18 protein-coding genes are annotated in these 20,104 nt (G+C 75.2%); 6 read left to right on the top strand and 12 right to left on the bottom strand.

What is annotated here, in order from left to right; translation table 11 throughout:
* Window positions 1-58: 58 nt before the first annotated feature.
* The 5 genes from J7I94_RS11815 to J7I94_RS11795 are packed head-to-tail and all read right to left on the bottom strand — an operon-like array spanning window position 59 to window position 4,931.
* Window positions 59-1,333, bottom strand: a complete 1,275-nt coding sequence (locus J7I94_RS11815) for an ABC transporter substrate-binding protein (RefSeq protein WP_215166989.1) — start codon at window positions 1,331-1,333, stop codon at window positions 59-61.
* Window positions 1,330-2,466: a branched-chain amino acid ABC transporter permease gene (locus J7I94_RS11810; protein ID WP_215166988.1), complete on the bottom strand. Its 1,137-nt coding sequence runs from the start codon at window positions 2,464-2,466 to the stop codon at window positions 1,330-1,332. Before J7I94_RS11810 ends, J7I94_RS11815 begins: the two co-directional genes overlap by 4 nt.
* Complete coding sequence (locus J7I94_RS11805) at window positions 2,459-3,355, bottom strand: branched-chain amino acid ABC transporter permease (protein ID WP_215166987.1); 897 nt, start codon at window positions 3,353-3,355, stop codon at window positions 2,459-2,461. The genes J7I94_RS11810 and J7I94_RS11805 overlap by 8 nt, the downstream gene beginning before the upstream one ends.
* Window positions 3,352-4,152 carry an ABC transporter ATP-binding protein gene (locus J7I94_RS11800; RefSeq protein ID WP_215166986.1) on the bottom strand — a complete coding sequence of 267 codons (801 nt, stop codon included), beginning with the start codon at window positions 4,150-4,152 and terminating at the stop codon, window positions 3,352-3,354. Before J7I94_RS11800 ends, J7I94_RS11805 begins: the two co-directional genes overlap by 4 nt.
* Window positions 4,149-4,931 carry an ABC transporter ATP-binding protein gene (locus J7I94_RS11795; protein ID WP_215166985.1) on the bottom strand — a complete coding sequence of 261 codons (783 nt, stop codon included), beginning with the start codon at window positions 4,929-4,931 and terminating at the stop codon, window positions 4,149-4,151. The genes J7I94_RS11800 and J7I94_RS11795 overlap by 4 nt, the downstream gene beginning before the upstream one ends.
* A 254-nt stretch (window positions 4,932-5,185) precedes the next feature.
* On the opposite strand from J7I94_RS11795, the gene J7I94_RS11790 reads away from it, so the two are divergent.
* Window positions 5,186-5,857 carry a phosphotransferase gene (locus J7I94_RS11790; protein WP_215166984.1) on the top strand — a complete coding sequence of 224 codons (672 nt, stop codon included), beginning with the start codon at window positions 5,186-5,188 and terminating at the stop codon, window positions 5,855-5,857.
* 75 nt (window positions 5,858-5,932) lie between these two features.
* Here J7I94_RS11790 and J7I94_RS11785 read toward each other — a convergent pair whose 3' ends face one another.
* Window positions 5,933-7,207 (bottom strand): CdaR family transcriptional regulator, encoded by a 1,275-nt coding sequence (locus tag J7I94_RS11785; protein WP_215166983.1) that lies wholly within the window; start codon window positions 7,205-7,207, stop codon window positions 5,933-5,935.
* 270 nt (window positions 7,208-7,477) lie between these two features.
* On the opposite strand from J7I94_RS11785, the gene J7I94_RS11780 reads away from it, so the two are divergent.
* Complete coding sequence (locus tag J7I94_RS11780; protein WP_215166982.1) at window positions 7,478-7,801, top strand: hypothetical protein; 324 nt, start codon at window positions 7,478-7,480, stop codon at window positions 7,799-7,801.
* Window positions 7,802-7,877: 76 nt separating this feature from the next.
* Here the strand turns inward: J7I94_RS11780 and J7I94_RS11775 are convergent, their stop codons facing one another.
* Together J7I94_RS11775 and J7I94_RS11770 are read right to left on the bottom strand one after the other, a co-directional pair.
* Window positions 7,878-10,907, bottom strand: a complete 3,030-nt coding sequence (locus J7I94_RS11775; protein ID WP_215166981.1) for a LuxR family transcriptional regulator — start codon at window positions 10,905-10,907, stop codon at window positions 7,878-7,880.
* A gap of 214 nt (window positions 10,908-11,121) precedes the next feature.
* Window positions 11,122-12,054 carry an alpha/beta hydrolase family protein gene (locus tag J7I94_RS11770; RefSeq protein WP_374198378.1) on the bottom strand — a complete coding sequence of 311 codons (933 nt, stop codon included), beginning with the start codon at window positions 12,052-12,054 and terminating at the stop codon, window positions 11,122-11,124.
* A gap of 372 nt (window positions 12,055-12,426) precedes the next feature.
* Between J7I94_RS11770 and J7I94_RS11765 the strand changes: the two genes are divergently transcribed.
* Window positions 12,427-13,302 carry a Gfo/Idh/MocA family protein gene (locus J7I94_RS11765; RefSeq protein WP_215166979.1) on the top strand — a complete coding sequence of 292 codons (876 nt, stop codon included), beginning with the start codon at window positions 12,427-12,429 and terminating at the stop codon, window positions 13,300-13,302.
* A 16-nt stretch (window positions 13,303-13,318) separates the two neighbouring features.
* On the opposite strand, the gene J7I94_RS11760 is transcribed toward J7I94_RS11765, so the two are convergent.
* Window positions 13,319-13,855 carry a hypothetical protein gene (locus tag J7I94_RS11760; RefSeq protein WP_215166978.1) on the bottom strand — a complete coding sequence of 179 codons (537 nt, stop codon included), beginning with the start codon at window positions 13,853-13,855 and terminating at the stop codon, window positions 13,319-13,321.
* A 126-nt stretch (window positions 13,856-13,981) separates the two neighbouring features.
* On the opposite strand from J7I94_RS11760, the gene J7I94_RS11755 reads away from it, so the two are divergent.
* The 3 genes from J7I94_RS11755 to J7I94_RS11745 all read left to right on the top strand — a co-directional run bounded on the left by J7I94_RS11755 (window position 13,982) and on the right by J7I94_RS11745 (window position 17,007).
* Window positions 13,982-15,256: an APC family permease gene (locus J7I94_RS11755; RefSeq protein ID WP_215166977.1), complete on the top strand. Its 1,275-nt coding sequence runs from the start codon at window positions 13,982-13,984 to the stop codon at window positions 15,254-15,256.
* 184 nt (window positions 15,257-15,440) lie between these two features.
* Window positions 15,441-16,646: a beta-1,3-glucanase family protein gene (locus tag J7I94_RS11750; RefSeq protein ID WP_215166976.1), complete on the top strand. Its 1,206-nt coding sequence runs from the start codon at window positions 15,441-15,443 to the stop codon at window positions 16,644-16,646.
* Between the two features lie 139 nt (window positions 16,647-16,785).
* The gene (locus J7I94_RS11745; RefSeq protein WP_215166975.1) at window positions 16,786-17,007 is read left to right on the top strand and encodes a hypothetical protein; all 222 of its coding nucleotides are present in this window, start codon (window positions 16,786-16,788) and stop codon (window positions 17,005-17,007) included.
* Between the two features lie 15 nt (window positions 17,008-17,022).
* On the opposite strand, the gene J7I94_RS11740 is transcribed toward J7I94_RS11745, so the two are convergent.
* From J7I94_RS11740 to J7I94_RS11730, 3 genes are all read right to left on the bottom strand, one after another.
* Window positions 17,023-17,493, bottom strand: a complete 471-nt coding sequence (locus J7I94_RS11740) for a DUF5709 domain-containing protein (protein WP_215166974.1) — start codon at window positions 17,491-17,493, stop codon at window positions 17,023-17,025.
* 126 nt (window positions 17,494-17,619) lie between these two features.
* Window positions 17,620-18,471 (bottom strand): proteasome subunit beta, encoded by an 852-nt coding sequence (prcB, locus tag J7I94_RS11735; RefSeq protein ID WP_215166973.1) that lies wholly within the window; start codon window positions 18,469-18,471, stop codon window positions 17,620-17,622.
* A 71-nt stretch (window positions 18,472-18,542) separates the two neighbouring features.
* The gene (locus J7I94_RS11730; RefSeq protein WP_215166972.1) at window positions 18,543-20,036 is read right to left on the bottom strand and encodes a hypothetical protein; all 1,494 of its coding nucleotides are present in this window, start codon (window positions 20,034-20,036) and stop codon (window positions 18,543-18,545) included.
* Window positions 20,037-20,104 lie beyond the last annotated feature (68 nt).

The following is a 20,104-nucleotide window of genomic DNA, read 5'->3' as shown; positions in this document are numbered from 1 at the left end:
GTGACGGTGACGGTCCGGTCCGCGGGCGGTACCGCGGACCGGACCGGCCGTCGTCCCGTCAGCCCCGGGAGGCCAGGTACTCCTCGACGCCGGGCGCCTCGTGGGCCTCCTCGACCGTCACCATGCCGCCCACCGCCTTGGCGTCGGGCTTGAGGACATAGGTGGAGCGGCTGGCGGGCCGGGAGACGTCGGTGAAGTTCTGCGGGGTGCCGAGGCCGGTGTCGGCGTTCTCCTGCGAGCGGTGCGCCTTGACCACGTCCTCGCGGGTGAGGCTGCCGCCCTCGCACGCCTTCTTCAGGTCGGCGCCCAGCAGTTGGGCGGCGTTGTACCCGGAGAGCACGCCGGAGTCGACCGGCGAGTCCGGGTACTTCTTGCCGTAGGAGGCGACCATCTTCTTGACGCCCGGCAGGTCTGAGCTGACCGCGGGCGCGGCGCTGACCACGTTCACCATGGCCTCCAGGGCCTTGGCCGCGGGGGTCTTCATCAACTGCGGGGCGTAGCCGGGGGCGCTGGAGACGATCGGCACCGTCAGGCCGCGGGAGGCGGCGACGCCGGCGAGGGAGGCGGTCTGGGCGGGTCCGGCGCTGATCAGGACCGCCTTCACCCCGGCCTTGCGCAGCGCCGAGACCTGGGCGGACAGGTCGGTGTCGGTGGCCTTGATCTTCTGGCCGACCACCTTCACCCCCGCCTCCTTCCCGGCCCACTCCGAGCCTTCCAGCGCGTTGGCGCCGTAGTCGCCCTCGAAGTAGACGTGCCCGATGGTGTCGCCCTTGGTCACCTTCTTGGTGCGGGTGAGGTAGTCGACGGCGGCGATCATGTCGAGGTCGTAGGTGGTGCCGAGGACCTGGACGGCGTCCTTGTCGAGCAGTGAGGCGGCCCAGGCCTGCGGGAAGGTCAGGACGTTGTCGCGCTCGATGTCGTCGAGCAGGGCGGAGACCACGGGCGAGCCGATGACCTGGGGCAGGGCGACCACGTCGGAGGAGATGTCGGCGTAGGCGGTGACCGCCTTCTGCACGTCGTAGCCGTGGTCCTTGACGACGATCTCGACCTTGCGGTCGCAGATGCCGCCCGCCGCGTTGACCTCGTCGGCCCACATCTGCTGGGCCTGCACGATGGACTTGCCGAGGGTGGCGTAGGGGCCGGTCAGGTCGGTGAGGGCGCCCAGCTTGATGGACGCGTCGCTGACGCCGGGGCCGGCCTTGACGCCGTCGGCGCCGCCGCCCGCGTCGTCGTCCTCGGCCTTGGAGCTGCAGGCCGTGCCCGCGAGCAGCACGGCGGCGACGGCCGCGGCCAGGGCGATCTTGGTGGTGCGGGGCCTGTGGTGCGTGTTCACGGGGTGGGCTCCTTGGCTCGTACGGTGGTTGCCGGGGGCCGGGGCGCGGCCCCGGGGTCGGTGGGTGCGGGGCGGTCACGGCGGCGGGCGAGGCGGGCGCGGGCGCGTCGGGCCAAGCCCGTCAGTCCGTCGGGCGCGAACAGCAGGACGACGACGATCGCGGCGCCGTAGAGGTAGCGGGCGGCCTCGGTCGGGCCGAGCGAGCCGTCGCCGCTGCCAGGGGCGGCGACCAGCGGCAACTGGTCGGCGTAGCGGGTCATCAGCAGGGGCAGCGCGGTGACGAAGACGGCGCCCGCGGTGGCTCCGGCGACGGAGCCGAGCCCGCCGATGACGATCATGGCGAGGTAGTCGACGGAGAGGGCGAGGGAGAAGTAGTCGGGCACCACGCGCCGGAAGGCGAGGGCGAGCAGGACGCCGGCCAGACCGGCGTACATGGAGGAGACGACGAAGGCGGCCGAGCGGTACTTGGCCACGTGCACGCCCATCACGGAGGCGGCGGTCTCGCTGTCCCGCAGGGCGACCAGGGCACGCCCCGGGCGGCCGCGCAGCAGGCCGCGGGCGGTGAACCAGGTCAGCGCGAACAGGCCCAGGCCCAGGTACCACAGGCGTTCCTCGGCGCCGAACGGCACGCCGAGCACGGCGAGGCCGTCGCCCTGGTCGAAGGCGAAGCCGCCGATCTCCAGCGGCGGCACGGAGCTGCCGTTGAAGCCCCCGGTGACGGAGTCGGCGGTGAGCAGCACATGGTGGCCGAGGAAGACCAGGGCGAGGGTGGCGACGCCGAGGTAGATGCCCTTGACGCGGCCGGCGACGGGGCTGAACAGGCCGCCGGCGGCTCCGGCGAGCAGGACGGCGAGGACGAGGGCGAGGGCGGGCGGCAGCCCGGGTCCGTCCTCCCCGGCCAGCCATACGTAGCCGTAGGCGCCGACGGCGAGGAAGAAGGCGTGGCCGAGGGAGAGCTGCCCGGCGGTGCCGCTGAGCAGTCCGAGGCCGACGGCGCCGATGGCGGCGGCCATGGAGAACAGGCCGATGCGCAGCCAGAAGGCGTCCAGGTAGAAGGGGAGCGCGCACAGCAGCAGGAGGGGGAGCAGGAACCTGCCGCGCCTGAGGAGGCCGGACACGGGACGGTCAGACACGGGCCGCTCCCTTCGCCGCGAACAGTCCGGCGGGGCGGACCAGGAGGACGAGGACCATCACGGCGTACGGGGCGACGTCGCCGAAGCCCTCGCCGAGGACGTGCAGGTCGGACTGGTAGCCGGCGACGAACGCCTCGGTGAGGCCGATCAGCATCGAGCCGACCAGGGCGCCGACGGGCGAGGCCATGCCGCCGAGGATCGCGGCGGGGAAGGCCTTGAGCGCGATCTGGCCGGTGGTGCGCTCAAGTCCCGGTGCCGGGAAGGCGGCGAGGAAGACCGCGGCCAGCGCGGCCAGCGCGCCCGCCAGGCACCAGGCCAGCATGCGCGTCCTGGTCAGCCGTACGCCCATCAGGGCGGCGGCCTCGGAGTCCTCGGCGGCGGCGCGCAGGGACAGGCCCCAGGGCGTGAACCGGAACAGGGCGAAGGCGCCGGCGATGGCGAGGGCGGAGACGACGATCGCGGCGACGCGGCTGTCGGCCACGGTCACCGGGCCCAGTTCGGTCACCGCGTCGCCCCAGGGGTCGCCGAGGGTGAGCAGGTCGCCGCCGATGCGCCGGGCCAGGTCGGTGAGGAGCACGATGTCGATGCCGATGGTGGCGATGGTGGCCACGTGGGCGGCGTGCGGGTCGGTGCCGATCCGCTGGAGGATCAGCCGGTCCACGAGTCCGGCGACGGTGGCCGTCACGACGACCGCGAGGGCGAGCGCCCCGGCGAAGGTCAGGTCGTCGTGGAAGACGGCGATGAGATAGCCGCCGAGCAGGAGCAGCGAGCCGTGGGTGAAGCTGAGGACGCCGGACGCCTTGAAGATGGTGACGAAGCCGAGGGCGATCAGGGCGTAGACGGAGCCGAGGGCCACGCCGTTGAGGAGGCTGTCGAGCAGGCCGGTCATGCCGCGTCCTCCCCCGTCGCCTCGGTACCGAGGTAGGCGCGCAGCACCTCGGGGTCGCGGCGGACCTCCTTTGGGGTGCCGTGGGCGATGCGGCGGCCGAAGTCGAGCACGGTCACCTCGTCGGCCAGCCGCATCACCAGGCCCATGTCGTGCTCGACCAGGACGACGGAGAGGCCGAGTTCGGCGCGCACGTCCCGTACGACCTCGGCCATGCGGGCCCGTTCGCCGGCGTTCATCCCGGCCACGGGTTCGTCGAGCAGCAGCACACGGGGCTCCAGACAGAGGGCGCGGGCGAGTTCCACGCGCTTGCGGTCGCCGTAGGAGAGCAGCGCGACCGGGGTGTCGAAGTGGGCGCCGAGGCCGGTGAGTCCGGCGAACTCGCGGGCCTTGGCGAGGTGTTCGCGCTGTTCGCGCACGGCGTGCGGCAGGCGCAGGGCGCTGGCGGCGAAGCCGGCGCGGGACAGGGCGTGCCGGCCGAGCATCAGGTTGTCGGCGACCGTGCCCTGGGTGGTGACGATGTTCTGGAAGGTGCGGGCGACACCGAGGGCGGCGATCCGGTGCGGGGCCAGCCGGGTCAGCTCGGTGGTGCCGAGCCGGACGGTGCCGGAGGCGGGGCGGTACAGGCCGGACAGGACGTTGAAGCAGGTGGACTTGCCGGCGCCGTTGGGGCCGATGACGGCGTGCACGGTGCCGGGCGCGACGGTGAACGACACCTCGTCCAGCGCGGTCAGGCCGGCGAAGCGGACGGTCACCTCCCGGACCTCCAGCGGGGGCGGCGCGTCGGTGCGGTGGGTCACGCGGCCCCCTGACCGTCGGCGGTCTCGCCCAGGTAGAGCCGGCGGACCGCGTCCGTGCGGGCGAGTTCGGCGGCGGGGCCGGACAGGCGGATCTCGCCGACCTCCAGGACGTGGGCGTGGTCGGCGAGGGAGAGGGCCAGGCCGGCGTTCTGCTCGACGAGGAGTACGGCGGTGCCCTGGGCGTTGATCTCGCGGACCACGTCGCCGATCCGCTGGACCATCATCGGGGCGAGACCGAGGGAGGGTTCGTCGAGGAGGAGCAGGCGGGGGGAGGCCATCAGGGCGCGGCCGATGGCGAGCATCTGCTGTTCGCCGCCGGAGAGCAGGCCGGCCGCCTGGTGGGGGCGTTCGGCGAGCCGCGGGAAGAGCGCGAAGACACGGTCGCGGGCCTCGCGGGTGCGGGCGGGGGCGCGGCGGGTGAGTCCCAGTCCCCCGGCCCGCAGGTTCTCGTCGACGCTGAGCCCGGCGAACACCCGGCGGCCCTCGGGTACCTGGACGACCCCGGCGCGGACGGCCGCCACCGGGTCGCGGCCGTCGAGAGCAGTGCCGCCGTAGCGGATGCGGCCGGCGGTGACCGCGCCGCGGTGCAGGCGCAGCGTGCCGGAGACGGCCCGCAGCAGCGTCGTCTTGCCGGCGCCGTTGGCGCCGAGCAGGGCGACGACGCCGCCGTGCGGGACGGTCAGCGACACGGAACGGAGGGCGGACAGGGCACGGCCGTAGGTCACGTCGACTTCCTCGACGTGCAGCGCGGGCGCCTCGTCCGGTGGTGCTTCGGGCATCACGGCTCCTTGGCGCCGTGCCGGTGCGACCGGCACGGGTACGGGGGCTTCCGGCGTTCATGTATTCATGCGTTCGGGCGTTCGGGGAGGAACGCGCGCTCACGACAGCACGGGCGCCGGTGGCCGGTACAGCGCCGGGCCCCGGGTCGCTGCGGCGTCCCAGTCCGGGGGCGGTGACTCTGTGCGGACGCCCAGCGGGCCGGGGCGGGGCACGCGGGGTGGCCACGGCGCCGCGGGCGCCGGATGATCGGCGGATGCGTCCGCTGGGGCACGGCTACACCCATCACACCGTCGGCGACGGCGCCGTCGTGACGAAGACCTACGAGGGCCCGGACGCCGCCGCGCGGCTGCGCCGCGAGCACCTGCTGCTGGGCCGGCTCCTCGGGCGGCTGCCGGTTCCACCGGTGCGCGGGGCGTCCGAGGGCACCCTGACGCTCGGCTTCGTGACGGGGGTGCCCGGCCAGGAACTGCTGGACGCCGGCCGTGCCCCGGCGGTCCTCGCGAGCTGCGGCCGGCTGCTGCGCCGTATCCACGACACCGCGCCGAGTGTGCTGGAGGACGGGGAGCACCGGGCGGACGCGGTGCTCGTGCACGGTGCCTTCGGTCCGCACAACGCCCTGTTCACTCCCGCCACCTGCGAGGTCACCGCGGTGGTCGACTGGGAGTTCGCCCACGTCGGGGAACCGGTGGAGGACCTGGCGTGGTGCGAGTGGATCGGGCGCGCCCACCACCCCGGACACCGGGACGCCCTCGGGCACTTCTTCCGGGCCTACGGCGGGGAAGTGCCGCCCTGGCCGGTGCGCAGGGCGGTCATGCTGGACCGGTGCGAGGCGCTGCGGCGGTTCTGCGACCGGTGGCGGCCGGACGGGCCGGGTGTGCGGCAGTGGCGCGAGCGGGCCGCCGCGACGGCGAAGTGGCGGGAGTAGCCCGGCGCCCGCTCCGGCGCACCGGCGCTGACGAGGCACCGCGGGCCGCCCGCGGCCCGGTCCGGACGACAGGTCCTACCGGTCCGGCAGCAGTCGCCGTGCGGTGAGGGCGAGGCTGACCTCGACGACGTCGGACGGGCGGGCCAGGGAGCGGCCGGTCAGTTGTTCGCAGCGGCGCAGCCGGTTGAGGACGGTGTTGCGGTGGCAGTAGAGCCGCTCCCCCGCCCGTTGCGCGGAACCGTCGCAGGACAGCCACGTGGTCAGGGTGTCCAGGAGCACCTCCCGGTCGGCGGGCTCCAGCCGCAGCAGCGGGCCGAGCACCCGCTCGGCGAGGGCGTGGCCGAGTTCGGGGCTGGAGACGACCAGCGCGGCGGGCAGGTGCTCGGCGAGCCGGACCGTGCCGCCGCCGGCGGGGCAGATGCTCAGGGCGGTGTCGGCCAGACGGCGGGCGTCGCCGACGGCGGCCAGGCCGTCGACGGGGCTGCCGACGCCGATCCGGACGCCCGGGGCGAGATCCGTGGAGCCGGGGGCCGGTCCGGGCAGGCCGTCGTCGCCGAGCAGGACGATGCCGTGGTCCGCGTCGACTCCGGCGTGCCAGTGGACGCGCAGCCCGTCCGGTACGGCCGCGGCACGGGCGGCGTCGCACCGCGCGGGGTGCGCGCCGGCCACGGCGACGACGACGTACCGGCCGTGTTCGGGCAGGTCCAGCGCCTGGGCGGTCTCCGGCAGGTCGGCGATGCGGCTGCTGCCGTCGAGGAGGGCGGCGGCCAGCAGCCGGGCCCGGTTCTCACGGCGGCGGTTGAGCTGCCACTCGACCTGCCGGTAGGCGTCCGCGACGAGGGTGGAGTGCTCGTCGACGAAGTTCCACACGTCGGAGGCGACATGCACCAGCAGGCGCACGTCCTCGGGGGCCGTGCGGCTCGTCTCCTCGACCAGGCGCTGCCACACCAGGGAGCCGCCGAGGCGGAACGCGTGCAGCAGGGCGTCCAGCGGCAGCCCCTGTTCGGCGCGGGTGGCGCCGATCCGCCAGGAACAGCGGCGGGCCGCCTCCCGGTTGCTGCGCGGGTCGAGCAACGAGGTGACACTGTGCCGCAGCGAGCGGTGCGCCTCCTGCCAGGTCCCGGTGGGGTCGCCGGCCATGGCCGCGCGGTAGGCGGGCTCCTGTTCCTGGAGCACCGCCACCAGGCGGTCGGTGAGGTCGGGCAGGTCGTCCAGGAGGACGCGGGCGGCCCGGTGCAGGACCCGCAGCGCGTCGGCGTCGATCAGCGACGTGACGCGGCGGGTCCGCGGGCGCGGAACGGGTGCGGGTGCGGAGCGGATCGCTGCTCGTGACCGTACGGCGTGCTGCATCGCGGCCCTCCCCAAGGCTCGGGCTTCCAGCGGCGGCTCGCACCGGGCGCCCGGCCCGTGCGCGGCTGTCCCCTGACTCGTCCTGCCCCGAAGGATGGCATACCGTCCGGTCGGTCCCTAGGTCCTCGGCAGCACGAATCCTGCTCCGGGCCGGGTCGGCCGGTAAGGTGCCGTGATCGTTCCGGGGTGGGGAGTGCGGAGATGTCCATGCGTGGCACGGGGTGGAGCGGGAGACGCGGTCGCGGGGGGCCACGGGGTGCCGTGCGGGCGGTGGCGGCCGCGGCCGTCGCCGTCGCCGTGTGCGCGTCGGCCGGCTGCTCCGGCACCGATCCCGAGGAGGTCCGCAACCGCCGGGAGACCTACTGCACCAGGCTGGCCGTCTGGGAGCGGGCCGAGCGCGCGTCGGAGGGCGGCGACGAGGTCGCCGGGTACGCGGTCGTCGCCGCCGCGAAGGCGCTGGACCAGGAGGGCCTGGACGTCGACGGCAGCCACATCCTCCAGGACACCGGCCTGGCGGTCGGGGGTGATCCGGCCGCCGAGGGCCGCGCGGCGGCCTACTGCGCCGACACGGGTTTCGAGACGCTGGTCAAGTGAGGCACTCGGTCGTGGGTGGGGGGCGGTCACGGGTGGGCGTGGTCACGGACCGCCGGCGGTCACGGGTGGGCGGTGGTCACGGATGGGCGGCGGTCTGTTCCGACTGTTCGACCATGCGGGCCAGTTCCACCCGGGAGCGGACGCCAAGCGCCGCGAAGACCTTGCGGAGGTGGTAGTCCACCGTGCGGGTGCTGACCGCGAGGGCCAGCGCCACCTCACGGTTGGTGGCGCCCTCGGCGACGTACCGCGCGATACGGAGCTGCTGCGGGGTCAGCCGGGTCAGCGCGCCCGCGCCCTCGGCGCGTGAGGCGCCGCCGATCGCGCGCAGTTCGCCGCGCGTCTGTTCCGCCCACACGCCGGCGCCGCACCGCTCGAAACCGGCCAGCGCGCCGCCGAGGTGGTCCCGGGCCTCCCGCGGTCTGCGCCGGCGGCGCAGCCACTTGCCGTACAGCAGCGCCGTACGGGCCCGTTCGAAGTCACCGCCGTCGGTCTCGTCATGCCGCGCCAGCGCCGCGCGGTAGAGCGCGTCGGCGTCCTCGGGCGCGGCCAGCAGGGCGCGGCAGCGGGCGAGCTGGCCGACGGACTGCCGGTCGGCGCCGAAGGCCGCCCAGTCGGCGAAGTCCGCCAGCAGCGTACGGGCCTCCTCGTGCCGTCCGGCGGGCACCGCGGCCTCCACGAAGCAGGGCACGGCGAGCCGCCACACCGCGAAGTGGCCGCGCCGGGGGCCGGGCAGGACCAGCAGGCCGAGCCGGTCGGCCGCGTCCAGGGGCCGGCCGCGGCCCAGGTCGACGCGGGCCGCCGCCCACTCCGCGAGGGTCGCGGCCTGCGCCAGGCCGTGCCGCCGGGCCGTGGTCTGCGCGGCGTCCACATGGCGGGCCACGACGTCCGGGGCGTCCTCGATGGACGCCGCCAGGGCCAGCACCGCGTGGTGCAGGGCCGCCGTGTTGCGCTGCCCGGCCCGCAGCGCGGTGCGCAGCCCCTCCTCGGCGTGGGCGCGGGCCTGGGCGTGCCGACCGGCGCGCAGTTCGGCGTAGGCGAGGTACTCCAGGGCCTGGGGGACGAGCGCGGCCGACCCCAGGTGCCGGGCGGCGGCCAGGGCACGGGCCCCGGCCCGGCGGGCGGCGTCCACCTCGCCGAGCAGCAGGGCGGCGGCGGCCGACCGCAGCAGCGACTCGGGCCGGTCGTCGGTGCCGGCCCGGCGCACCACGTGCCCGAGCGGTCCGGCCGCGCGGTCGAAGCGCCCTTCGAGCAGCGCCCGCATGCCGAGCCGGTGGTCGCCCACGGTGCCCCGCGCCCCCTCGCCGGTGCCGAGCGTGGCCAGGCAGGCGGCCAGGTCCCCCGCCGCCCAGGCCGCGTTCGCGGCGGCCAGAACGGCGGCGGCGGCCTGATCGGGGGCGGGGCCGGCGAGCAGGGACGCCGCCAGCAGCAGCGACTGGTGGGCGTCCTCGACGGGACCGTCCCGCAGTTCGGTCAGCCCGCTCACCAGCTCGGCCCGCCCCCGCACCAGGGGTGGCGCGGCGCAGCCGCGGGCGGTGGCGAGCAGCGGACGCGCCCGGTCGGGGCGCCCGGCGAGCAGTTCCTGTTCGGCGGCGGCGGTGTACCGCTCCGCGCGGACCGGGCCGTCCGCCGCCAGTTCCGCGGCGCGGGCGTACGCCGTGGCGCGCAGCCGGTGGGAGGCGGGCGCCGTCCCGGCGGACGCCTCGGCCGCCAGCCGGTCCCCGAGCCCGGGGGACGGTGCGGTCTCGGACCAGGAGCGGTGCAGCAGCCCGGGCAGCCGCTGTCCGCCGGCCTCCAGGACGTCGGCGAGCGCCCGGTGCGCGGCCCGCCGCCGGTCCGGGGCCGCGGTGGCGCGCACGGCCCGCCGCAGCAGCGGGCTGAGGAAGCGCAGTCCGCCCTCGGCGACGGGTTCGAGTTCCGGGGGCGGCTGCGGGTGCGGCTCCGCCTGGGCGGGCCGCAGACGCCGTACGGCGTCCCGCACCAGGCCGGTGTCGGCGTCCGGGGCGTCCGACGTCCGTGCCGCCAGCACCGCCGTCAGCAGCAGGTCCCGGGCGTCCGGCGACAGCCCGGTCAGGGCCCGTCCCGCCACGGCGGCCAGGGTGCCGGCGTCGGCGAGCGGCCGGGGCAGCGGACGCCGGCCGCGCAGTTCGGCGGCGGACAGGCGGTGGACCAGGGCGAGCAGCAGGGCCGGGTTGCCCTCGGCCTCGGCCAGCAGTTCGGCGCGGACTGCGGGTTCCACGGCGCGGTCGGTCACCTCGTCGAGGAGCGCGGTGGCCTGCGCCGGGGTCAGCGGGTCCAGGCGGACGACGGGCAGGGCGGCGAACTCCGCGTCGACGGCGCGGTGCCCGGCGACGGAGAGCAGCAGCCCCACCCGGTCCGCGGCGTCCGGCCGCCCGGCCACCGCGCCCAGGGCGGCGCGGCCCGCGGCGTCCCAGAGGTGGGCGTCGTCCACGCAGACCAGCAGCGGGCCGCCGTGGGCCGCGGCGCGGAAGGCGTCGAGCAGCGCACCCGGGGTGACACCCGGACCGGGGGTCCACGTGTACGTGCGCCGCCCGGGGGCCCACCCGTCCGCACCCTGCTCGCGGCCCTGGGCCTGCGGCCGCCGATCGGGACGCGCCGCGTGAGCGCCCTGCCCGGCCTCCGGGCCTGCCCAGGCGTCCGCGGTGTCCGTGCCGGGCTCGGCCTCCGGGCCGCCCTCCCCCGCGCGCGTACCTCGGCCGGCTTCCCCGGCCCCGGCGCGTGTGCCGTGGCCGGGGAGCCGTTCCAGGCCGTCCTGGTCCGGGAGCCACGCGAACCCGCCCTCCCCTCGGGGCCACGCCCGTCCGTGGCCGTGCGGTACCGCCGAGACCCCCGGCCCTCCTGGACCGTCCGGACAGCCCGGGGCCGCTCGGCCGCCGCCCGGGCCGGCCCGCAAATGAAGAACGTTCCCGGCCGTGAAGCCCCGGGCGGCCCAGCGCAGGAGAGCGGTGCGGCCGAGGCCGGGCTCCCCCGTCACGACGAGTCCGGCGCCGTGCGTCCGCAGCTGGTCCAGCAGGGCGGCGACCGCCCGTCGTTGCGTGCTCCGCCCGTGCATCCGCACAGCCGGACGTACGATCGTGTTTCCGGTCATTCCCGGGAGGTTACGCGCGCGTAACCAGAGGCGGAAGGGAGAGGTCCGCACTACGGGACGGGCTGCCGTCCCGTCCGACCTGCGCATCCATTGGTCATGCACATGACCCGAAGTGTGTCGGTGCCCAGTGCGCGGCCCCCGCGTCCGTGCACCTGCACAGCACCGGCGGCGGCCGCCGGATGGGCGACCGCCGCCGGGTGGGGCCGGACGAGCGTCAGGAGGTGTGCGGGCAGTTGCCCCGGTACTCCTCGATGGTCAGGCTCGACGACGGCAGCGGGCACAGGAACTGCTCGTAGCGGGTGTCGTTGTCGATGAACCGCTTCAGCCAGGAAATGCTGTACTTCGCGATCGTCGTGTTCGACGAGTTCGGTGAGAAGTGCGTCGCGGAGTTCAGCTCCAGATAGGCGCGGTCCGTGCTGGACGGCAGGCTGGAGTAGAACGGTTCGGCGTGGGAGGAGACCGGGGCGATGGTGTCCCCGTCCGCGCCGACGATCAGGGTGGGGGTGCTGACCTCCGGCCAGGTCTTGTCGGTGTTCCAGGGCGTGAGCGGGATCGCGGCCTGGAGCGAGGGCCGGTCCTTGGCCGCCTCCAGCGTGCCGCCGCCGCCCATGGAGTGGCCCATGACGCCGAGCCGGCTGCTGTCGACGCGGGTCCGCACGGTGCTGCGCTGGGTCAGGTAGTCCAGGGCCGCGAGAAGCTGCTCGCCCCGGGAGGCGGGCTGGTCCACCGTGGTGTTGGTGTCGATGGTGAACACCACGAAGCCCTGCGAGGCCAGCCGCGGTCCGAGCCACGCCATGGAGGACTGGTACGCCGTGAAGCCGGGCGCGATCGCCACGGCGCCGAACGTGCCGTCGCTGGTGCTGGTCGGGTAGTAGATGGTGCCGCCGCCGAAGCCCGTGACACCGAGCGAGGAAACGGACGTCTCCGACACGGAGTACGGGCCGCGCAGCGCCTCGATGCTGGACTGGGTGGGAGCCGGGCCGCGCTCGTAGGGGTTGTCGGCGGCCTGGGCGCCCGGGCTGGTGAGGGTGCTGAGCCCGACGACCGCGGTGATCGCCGCCGCCGCGCCGGCCAGCCGACGCCGGGTCGGGCGGGACGTTCTGCGCGAGCCACGGTGACCGGCGGGGGTGTGGGGGGTGGAGTGCACGACGAGTCGTCCTCTCTCTCGTGGCGACAGGCCCGGCCGACGGCCGTTCGGGCACCGGCACGCGGGAACGGGCGTTCCGGTGCCGCACCGGCCGGGCATCGCCGGTGGACTGGCCGTTTCACTGTCGACTGGCGGCGCGCTGTGCGGATCGGCAATATCACCGGCCACGCGAACGCGCCGGTCCGTCGGCCCGCCGGACACCCGCCCGCCAGGGCCCCCGCCCACCGGGCACCAGGCATCACCTGGCACCGGGCTCTCCGGGCGTGCGCGCGAAGGTGGTGCACGGTCAGGGGACGGTGTGGCACGCTCGCCTCGGCCGGGCCCGTCCTCCGGGCCGTCCCGGCGTTTCGGCATCCCGAGGAAGGCGGCGGCATGCGTATCGGACTGCTCGGCACCGGTCCCTGGGCGGAGCTGGCGCACGCCCCCGCCCTGCGGCGCCACGACGGCCTCGACTTCGTCGGCGTATGGGGACGCCGCCTAGAGGCGGCCGGGGAACTGGCGGACCGGCACGGCACCCGGGCCTACGACGACGTGGACGCCCTGCTGGCGGACGTGGAGGCGGTGGCCTTCGCGCTGCCCCCGTCGGTCCAGGCGGGGCTGGCGGTGCGCGCGGCCCGCGCGGGCCGCCACCTGCTGCTGGACAAACCGCTGGCGACCACCGTGGCGGAGGCGGGGGCCGTGGCCGGGGCGGTGCGGGCGGCCGGGGTGGCCTCGGTGGTTTTCTTCACCGCCCGCTTCCAGCCGGCGGTCGAGGAGTGGATCGGTGAACAGGCGGGCCGGGGCGGCTGGTTCACCGCGCGGGCGCAGTGGCTCGGCGCGGTGTTCACCGGCGACAGCCCGTTCGCGGGGTCGCCGTGGCGGCGGGAGAAGGGGGCGCTGTGGGACGTGGGGCCGCACGCGCTCTCCGTCATGCTGCCGGTCCTCGGTGACGTCCGGCGGGTGGCGGCGGCCGCGCCCGGCCCCGGGGACACCGTGCAGGTCGTCCTGGACCACACCGGCGGCGCGTCGAGCGTGCTGACGCTCAGCCTGACGGCACCGCCGGCCGCGGCCGGCGCGACGGTGGAGCTGCGCGGCGAGACCGGGGTGACGCTGCTCCCGGAGAGCGCGGAGGGGGCCGTGCCCGCGCTGCTGCGGGCCGGGGACGCGCTGCTCACCGCCGTCCGGACAGGCCGGCCGCATCCGTGCGACGCCGCGTTCGGCCTGCGGGTGACGGAGATCCTGGCCGAGGCCGAGGCGCTGCTGAAGTGACGCGGGCAGCGGCGCGTCAGCCCTCGTCCGACCTGGTCAGGGCCTCGGTGATCAGGCGGGTGGCGAAGTCGGGATCGTCGGTGATGCGGTTGATGTGCTCCGCGAGCAGGAAGGCGGTGGCCTCCAGGGGAGTCATCTCCTCCTCGGTCCAGTACCCGTACTGCTTGCGCCAGAGGCTGGGGCTCAGGTCGGTGCCCGCGGCGATGACCAGGCCGGCCATGGTGGGGATGGTCTCGGGGGGAACGCTCTTGGGCATCATCCGCATCGTGGCCACGAGGTTGGGCACCACGTACTCGATGACGTCCTTGCCGTGGTCCTCGTGGGCCATCCGCAGCCACCGCATGAACATGTAGATGAGGGTGCAGGCGCCGTCGAGCACGTCATCGACTCCGCCGGGCCCCAGGGACGCGGCGAACTGGTCGATCAGTTCCTGCTGTTCGGGGTCGGTCCCGGTCTTGCCGTCGTGGATGCTTTTCAGCCGCGAGTCGATCATCATGAGCGCTGCGCCCACATCGCCGGCGGGAGCGTGCTGGGGGTCGCAGGGCGATGACACAGGGATCCTCCTCGGACGACCACGGTGGGTAACTCCTTTTATCCGTAGAGTAGACGGCCGCGGGGGTGGGTGTCCGACGAATCCGGACGAAGATGAACGGGCCTTCCAGTGTTCGAGGAGCGAGCGATGAGCACGTCGTCGGCGGCTGCCGGAGCGGGCGAACTGAAGCGGCACCTGGGCGTGTTCGACGCCGTGGTGATCGGGCTCGGCGCGATGGTCGGCGCGGGGGTGTTCGCCGCGCTCGCCCCCGCCGCCCGCGCGGCCGGTTCGGGGCTGCTGATCGGCCTGGCCCTGGCCGCCGTGGTGGCGTACTGCAACGCCACCTCCTCGGCCCGCCTGGCCGCGCGGTACCCGCGGTCGGGCGGCACCTATGTCTACGGCCGCGAGCGGCTGGGCGACTTCTGGGGGTACCTGGCCGGCTGGAGCTTCGTGGTCGGCAAGACCGCCTCCTGCGCGGCGATGGCCCTGACCGTGGGGACCTATGTGTGGCCGGAGCGGGCGCACGCCGTGGCGGTCGCCTCGGTGGTGGCGCTGACGGCGGTGAACTACGCCGGGGTGCGCAAGTCCGCGTGGCTGACCCGCGGGATCGTCGCGGTCGTCCTGGTGGTGCTCGCCGCGGTGGTCGCCGCGTGTCTGGCCGGCGGCACGGGCCGGGCCGCCCGGCCGGCCGCCGGGGCGGAGGCCGGCTTCGGCGGGGTGCTCCAGGCGGCCGGGCTGCTGTTCTTCGCGTTCGCGGGGTACGCGCGCATCGCCACCCTCGGGGAGGAGGTCCGCGACCCGGAGCGGACCATCCCCCGCGCCGTCCCCCTCGCGCTCGGCATCGCGCTGGCCGTCTACGCGGCCGTCGCGGTCGCCGTGCTCGCGGTGCTCGGGCCGGACCGGCTCGCCCGGGCCGGGGCCCCGCTCGCCGACGCCGTGCGCGAGGCCGGCGTGCCGGGGCTGGTGCCGGTGGTGGGTGCCGGGGCGGCCGTGGCGGCGGCCGGATCGCTGCTGGCGCTGATCCTCGGGGTTTCGCGCACCGCCCTGGCCATGGCCCGCGACCGGCATCTGCCGCACGCGCTGGCCGCGGTCCACCCGCGGTTCGGTGTGCCGCACCGCGCCGAACTCGCGGTCGGCGCGGTGGTCGCCGTCCTGGCCGCCGTCACCGACGTACGCGGCGCGATCGGTTTCTCCTCCTTCGGCGTACTGGTCTACTACGCCGTCGCCAACGCCGCCGCCTGGACCCTGACGCCCGCCGAGGGCCGCCCCGCGCGGATCGTGCCGGCCGTCGGCGCGGCGGGGTGTGTGGTCCTGGCCTGTGCCCTGCCGCCGGCCTCGGTGCTGTGGGGGGCCGCGGTGATCGTGGCCGGCGCCGCCGCCTGGGCGCTGCGGCGGGCCGCCGCCCGCGCCGGGGCGGATTAAGCGGCCCTTAAACGCCGGTTAAGGCGCACCCGCGGCGCTTCCGGTATCCCCAACTCCTCACCCGATCACCCGATTTGACTCCCTCACCGACCGTTGGCCGCTCCCCTCCCCCTGCGTAGCATCGGGCCCGTTCTGAGAGCGCTCTCACGCGCCGCACCACGCAAGCCCTCAGGAGGCCCCCCACATGACCGCTCGTCACCAGCGTCCGCTCGGCCGCCGCAAGCTGCTCGTCGCCCTCGGCGGAGCGGCGGTGGCCGCACCCGCCATCGCCGCCATCGCCCCGCACGCCCTCGCCGACAACGGCTCGGCGGACCGGGCCGGCACCGAGGCGGCGGGCACGCTGCCGTTGACGGTCGTCAACGAGACCGGCTCCTTCGGCAACGGCGACGTCCACCTGTACGTCGTGGGCAACGCGGACGGCAAGCAGGTGCGGCTCACCCCGGACGGGACCCTCGCCCCCATCGCCCTGTCCGACAACGGCGCCGACGGCTTTACCGACTACGCCATCAGCCTGTCCGGCGGCGGCGAGGCCCAGCTCTCCCTGCCGTACATGTCCGGCCGGATCTACGTGGCGCTCGGCGAGAAGCTGAAGTTCAAGGCGGTCACGGACGGCGCCGGCAACGCCGCGCTCCAGTACCCGGCGGGCTGGGTGTCGTCCGACCCCAACTACGGGGTGCTGCACGACTGCGCGGAGTTCACGTACAACGCCTCCGGCATGTTCTGCAACACCACGATGGTCGACATGTTCAGCGTGCCGATGGCCATCCGGCTGACCGGCGCGAAGGACCAGACGACGGGCACCGTGAAGGCCGGCGGCCGGGCGGCGGCGTTCGCGGCGGTCCGGCAGGTGGAGGAGTTCGCGCCGCTGGTCATCGACGACACCCGGATCATCGCCCCCGGGCACGGCCTGGACGCCGGGCTGTTCGCGAAGGACTACTTCGCCCCGTACATCGACGAGGTGTGGAGCACCTACACCGGCAAGGACCTCACGGTCACCACCAACGCCGGGACGTTCACCGGCCGGGTGCGCGGTGAGCAGTTCACCTTCAGCGGACCGGCCTCGGTCTCCTTCGCCAAGCCGTCCACCCGGGACGTGCTGTTCTGCGACGGCGCCCTGGCCGCGCCGAACGACGGCACGACCGGTCCCGTCGCGGCGGTCCTCGGTGCCGGTTTCAACCGTTCCACACTGCTGTCCTCGCCCGCCCAGCCGACCACCGACCCCGCCGCGTTCTACGGCACCGCGCTCACCAACCACTACGCCAAGGCGATGCACGCGGCCACCGAGGACGGCAAGGCGTACGGCTTCGCCTTCGACGACGTCGCCGACTTCGCCTCCTACATCCAGGACACCGCGCCCACCGGGATCCGGCTGACGCTCACGGCCTTCTAGGGCCCCTCAGGGGCTCCACAGGGGCTCCTCCGGGCGCCCGAGCCCCTCGGGGACGTTACGGTGATATCGGGAGATTCGGGACCGGGAGATGGACACCGGGACCGAACCAGCGATCCGGACCCCGAGGAGCGTACCGATCATGTCGACACCACAGCCCGACGCTTCCCGGCCGTCCGGGGCGGGCGCGGACGAGGACCGCGTCACCCCGGACGGCCTGCTCCACGCCCGTACCGGCACCGAGGTGTCACCCGAGGACGTGGTCCTCGCGGCCGGACGGGACCTCACCGAGAGCAACCTGGAATGGGCCCGGCGCAAGCTGGCCGCCGAAGGCCCGGCGGCCCTGGACAAGCTGCTGCCCTGACAGCTGTGCTGTCCTCTAGGGGAGGTCCGTGTCGTCCTCGACGACGTGTACGGCGGCCTCCTCCGCGCCGGCCGCGCCGCCGTCGATGCCGACGTCCTCGGCGACGGTCTCCTTGGTGGTGTCGCTGCGGACGCCCTCGTCGGGGGCGACCAGGCGCCCGGAGCGGTCCGTGCCCGCCTCCGGGTCGACCGGTTCGCCCTCGCCGTCCGGGCTGTCGCCGATGCCGTCACCGGCGGGCGGGGAGACATCGGGCACCTCCTGGGCCAGCCGTTGGTCCAGGGTCTCGCCGTCGTGCTGCTCGGCGGCGGTGGTGCCCACCTTGTCGACGCCGAGCGGCTTCTCCGGCGGGGAGTAGCCCTCGTCGAGGGTGTCGTCGTAGGTGCGCTCGTCGAGGGCGTCCTCCATGTCCAGCGGCGCGGCGTCCTCCTGCCCCTCGTTGCTTCCGGTGGGCTGGTAGACATCGTCGGCCATCGGGTCCGTGCCCATCGCTGCCTCCCTCTCGCTCGCGCTGCGTCGCCTGGGGCGTCTCGGTCTGCTTTCGCGTTTCCCGTCACGCGATCTTTAACCTCGGCAGGCGTCGAGGGGGCGTGGAGCCAGAAGGCGTCAAAGGGATCAGAGGGCGGCGGGCGGTCCGTCCGGCCGGCTGTCGCGCTGCGCCACCATCTCCCGGCTCAGCTCCTCCGTCTCGGCCTCGGAGAGCCGCTCGAACCCGGCCTCGGTGATGACCGACACCACGGGGTAGATGCCCCGGCCGAGGTCCGGGCCGCCGGTCGCGGAGTCGTCGTCGGCGGCGTCCCACAGGGCGTGCAGCGCGCCCAGGACCGCCTCGCGCCGGGACATGTCCGCACGGTAGAGCTTCTTCAGCGCGCCCCGGGCGTACGGGGAGCCGGAGCCCTCGGCGTGGAAGCCGTCCTTCTCGTAGAGCCCGCCGGCGACGTCGTAGGAGAAGACGCGTCCGCGTCCGCCGCCCGGTGCGGTGACGTCGTAGCCGGCGAGCAGGGGCACGACGGCGAGGCCCTGCATGGCCTGGCCCATGTTCTGCCGGATCATGGTCGCCAGCCGGGTGGCCTTGGCCTTCAGGGTCATCGGGATGCCTTCGATCTTCTCGAAGTGCGCCAGCTCGACCTGGTAGAGCCTGACCATGTCCAGCGCGAGTCCGACGGTGCCCGCGAACGCCACCGCCGTGTGGTCGTCGGCGGGGTGCACCTTCTCCAGGTCGCGCTGGGCGATGAGGTTGCCCATCGTGGCCCGGCGGTCGCCGGCGATCAGCACGCCGTCGCGGTAGGTGAGGGCGAGCACGGTGGTGCCGTGCGGTACGTCGTCCGAGGCGCGCACCCCGTCGGGCAGGACGCGCCGGGTGATCAGCAGTCCGGGGCGGTGGGCCGCCAGGAACTCGGTGAAGGACGACGTCCCCGGCGTGAAGAACTCCGCCACCGGCCGCCCGTCCGTCTCGGCGCTCGCCATGCCTCTCCCCCTTCGCCCGGATACCGACAACCGGAGTCCTACCTGATGCCGCCGGGCCGGAAACCCGCCCCTCAGCCGTCGCCGGCCGGCCCCGGCCGCGGGGCGACGAGGACGCGCAGGTCGCCGACGCGGTGCGGGGTCCAGGTACGGGCGTAGCCGGGCGGTGCGGCGCCGGGGGCGGTGACCGCGGCGACCGGGACGCGCCGGGCGGTGCGTTCGACCTCGGCGGGGGTGGTGTTCTCGTTGTGGCCGGCGGTGTTCCCGGAGGAACAGCCGGTGTAGTAGCCCAGCGGGATGGCCTCGTGGCCGGTGAGCAGGCAGGGCGGGCGCACGCCGAGGCGGTGAAGCGCGTCCGCCGCGCGGGCCCAGTCCTGGCGGGCGCGGGTGGTGCGGTCGACGGTGCGGTCCAGTACGGCGTACTGCACCGCCAGGTGTCCGGCCAGCGCGAGGGCCACCAGGGTCGCCGCGACCGGGCGCCACCGGCCGCCGGGGGTGCGCACCAGGTGCCGCAGGGCGTCGGCGACCGGGATGGCGAGCAGGGCGTAGGAGGGCTGGAGGAAGCGGGGCGCCGCGTACCCGATCATGAACAGGTAGGGCAGGGCGGCGGTCGCGGCGCAGGCGAGCGGCAGCAGGGTGCGGGCGGTGCGTCCGGCCCGTACGGCGATCACCAGGGCCAGGGCGGCCAGCAGGGGCAGCGCGAACCACCACAGGGTCACCGCGGGGTGCGGGAACGACCCGGTGCACGGGCGGCACAGGGCGCGTCCGCCCAGGGTGCGGAGCTGGTCGTCGACGGCGATCTGCCACCCGAGGCCGCCCTGGATGCGGGACGCCTCGCGCAGCCGCTCGCCGAGGCCGCCGTACCAGGCGTACGCCTCGACCACCCACTCCACTCCCCCGGCCGCGAGGCCGCCCACGAGGGCGACGAGCAGCCGGACGTGGCGGCGCCACAGGGCGACGGCCAGCAGCGGGAGGGTGGTGTAGACGGCGTCCGCCGGGCGCATCCACGCCATCAGCGCGGCTCCCGCCACCACGCCCCACAGCGCGGCCCGCGCCGAGCGGTCGGCGCGGGCCCGCAGGAAGGAGCCGGCGCAGATCAGGGCGCCGACGGCGACCCAGTAGTTGGGCATGGCCTGGGGGCCGTAGAAGAGGGTCACCCACAGGGTGGCGAAGAGGGCGCCGGCCGCGGCGAGGACGCCGGCCGGGAACAGGCCGCGCCAGGCGCGCAGGGCGAGGAAGAGGCCGAGGCCGGAGAGGAGGGCGAGGTAGACGCGGAGCAGTTCCGTGGAGGACGACCAGGAGGCGACCGGGGCGACCAGCAGGGAGGGGCCGCGGGAGCGGGGGGCGCTGAAGAACGCGGCGGGGGTGTGTCCGGTGACCTGGCTGACGTAGACGATCTCGTCCCAGCCGAGGCCCAGGCCGGGGTGGACGAGGAGGAGCTGGGCCAGGGTGAAGGCGCAGGCTACGGCGGCGAACAGGCGGGTGGCGGGGAGCCCGGGGGCGCCGGGCCCGGTCGCCGTGCCGCCTCGCCGCCCGCCGGTCAGGACGGCGTGCGCGCTGTCGGCCATGTGCACCCCTCACCCGCACGTACGGACACCCCCGGGCGAACCCCGGGTGAACGAGATCAAGCTAACCC

Source organism: Streptomyces sp. ISL-12 (assembly GCF_018614415.1).
Classification (GTDB): domain Bacteria; phylum Actinomycetota; class Actinomycetes; order Streptomycetales; family Streptomycetaceae; genus Streptomyces.
Note: the sequence above shows the minus strand (reverse complement) of the source record. Positions and strands in the feature narration are given on the sequence as shown.